At 71.6% G+C, this 2,392-nt stretch carries 2 protein-coding genes; both read left to right on the plus strand.

Translation table 11 applies throughout. The annotated features are described in order from the left end of the window. Positions 1-1,236: putative lipid II flippase FtsW (ftsW, locus tag V7793_RS36470; protein WP_336013967.1), on the plus strand; the 1,236-nt coding region annotated here is incomplete at its 5' end. Between the two features lie 6 nt (positions 1,237-1,242). Next, positions 1,243-2,337 (plus strand): undecaprenyldiphospho-muramoylpentapeptide beta-N-acetylglucosaminyltransferase, encoded by a 1,095-nt coding sequence (gene murG / locus V7793_RS36475; protein ID WP_168090813.1) that lies wholly within the window; start codon positions 1,243-1,245, stop codon positions 2,335-2,337. Positions 2,338-2,392 lie beyond the last annotated feature (55 nt).

The following is a 2,392-nucleotide window of genomic DNA, read 5'->3' on the forward strand; positions in this document are numbered from 1 at the left end:
CTGGGCGGCCTCAGGCAGCTGCACAGGCGTGCCAAGCGCGCCTGGGACCGTCCCCTGACCGCGTACTACCTGGTGATGGGCGGCTCCCTGCTGATCACCGTGCTCGGCCTCGTCATGGTCTACTCGGCCTCCCAGATCAAGGCCCTGCAGAACGGCCTGCCGCCCACCTTCTTCTTCCGCAAGCAGCTGCTGGCCGCCGCGATCGGCGCCGTCATGCTGCTCCTGGCCGCGCGCATGCCCGTGCGCCTGCTGCGCGTCTTCGCCTACCCGGCGCTCGCCGGCTCGCTCTTCCTGCTCTGCCTGGTGCAGGTGCCGGGCATCGGCGAGACCATCAACGGCAACACCAACTGGATCTCCCTCGGCGGCCCGTTCCAGCTCCAGCCGAGCGAGTTCGCCAAGCTTGCGCTGGTGCTGTGGGGCGCCGACCTGCTGGCCCGCAAGCAGTCCAAGAAGCTGCTCACCCAGTGGAAGCACCTGCTGGTGCCGCTGGTGCCCGTCACCTTTGTGCTGCTCGGCCTGATCATGCTGGGCGGCGACATGGGGACCACCGTGGTGCTCACCACGGTGCTGCTCGGGCTGCTGTGGGTGGCCGGGGCGCCGACGCGGCTGTTCGCCGGGGTCTTCGGCGTCACCGCCGTGCTGGCCGTCCTGTTCATCAAGACCAGCGCCAACCGGATGTCCCGCCTGGCCTGCATCGGGGCCACCGACCCCGGCAACCACGACCAGTGCTGGCAGGCCGTGCACGGAATCTACGCCCTGGCCAACGGCGGCTGGTTCGGTGCCGGGCTGGGGGCGAGCGTGGAGAAATGGGGCGAACTCCCCGAACCTCACACCGACTTCATCTTCGCCATCACCGGCGAGGAGCTGGGCCTGGCGGGGACGCTGTCGGTGCTCGCCCTCTTCGCGGCTCTAGGCTATGCGGGTATCCGCGTGGCCGGACGCACGGAGGACCCCTTCGTGAGGTACGCCGCGGGAGGTGTGACCACCTGGATCACGGCCCAGGCCGTGGTCAACATCGGTGCGGTGCTCGGCCTGCTGCCGATCGCCGGTGTCCCCCTGCCGCTGTTCTCCTACGGAGGGTCCGCCCTGCTGCCGACCATGTTCGCCATCGGGCTGCTGATCGCCTTCGCGCGCGACGAACCCGGTGCACGGGCGGCGCTGGCCATGCGGCAGCCTGGGGTGAGATGGAAGACGATGAGACGGCGCGTCAAGAAGCGACCGTCCGGAGAGCGGTGAATTTCGGTGCATGTCGTACTCGCCGGTGGGGGGACCGCCGGCCACATCGAGCCCGCGCTCGCCCTCGCGGACGCCCTGCGCAGGCAGGACCCGACCGTGGGGATCACGGCGCTCGGCACGGAGCGGGGTCTGGAGACCCGGCTCGTGCCCGAGCGGGGCTATGAGCTCGGTCTCATCCCCGCCGTACCGCTGCCCCGCAAGCCCACACCCGAGCTGATCACCGTCCCCGGGCGGCTGCGCGGCACGATCAAGGCGGCCGAGCAGATCCTGGAGCGCACCAAGGCGGACTGCGTGGTCGGCTTCGGCGGCTACGTGGCGCTGCCCGGCTACCTGGCCGCCAAGCGGCTCGGCGTGCCGATCATCGTGCACGAGGCCAACGCCCGGCCCGGCCTCGCCAACAAGATCGGCTCGCGCTACGCCGCCGGGGTCGCGGTGTCCACCCCGGACAGCAAGCTGCGCAACGCCCGCTACGTGGGCATCCCGCTGCGCCGCACCATCGCCACCCTGGACCGCGGCGCCGCCCGGCCCGAGGCGCGGGCGTACTTCGGGCTCGACCAGAACCTGCCCACGCTGCTGGTCTCCGGCGGCTCGCAGGGCGCCCGCCGGCTGAACGAGGTCGTCCAGGCCGTCGTCCCGTTCCTGCAGCGCGCCGGCATCCAGGTGCTGCACGCGGTCGGCCCGAAGAACGACCTGCCGCGCGTGGACAACATGCCCGGAATGCCGCCCTACATCCCGGTACCGTACGTGGACCGGATGGACCTCGCGTACGCCGCGGCCGACATGATGCTCTGCCGCGCGGGCGCGATGACCGTCGCCGAGCTGTCCGCCGTCGGGCTGCCCGCCGCCTACGTCCCGCTGCCCATCGGCAACGGCGAGCAGCGGCTGAACGCCCAGCCGGTGGTCAAGGCCGGCGGCGGACTGCTGGTGGACGACGCCGAGCTGACGCCCGAGTGGGTGCAGAGCCACGTGCTCCCGGTCCTCGCCGACCAGCACCGGCTGTACGAGATGTCCCGTGCCGCCTCCGAGTTCGGCCGCCGGGACGCCGACGACCTGCTCGTCGGCATGGTGTACGAGGCGATTGCCGCCAAGAGAGCGGGCTGACGCCCGGAAGCAGGAGGCTGGAGCGTGGCCGGACCGACGACCGCACGGCGCGGTG

It is taken from the genome of Streptomyces sp. KLMMK (assembly GCF_036961605.1).
Lineage (GTDB): Bacteria > Actinomycetota > Actinomycetes > Streptomycetales > Streptomycetaceae > Streptomyces > Streptomyces telluris.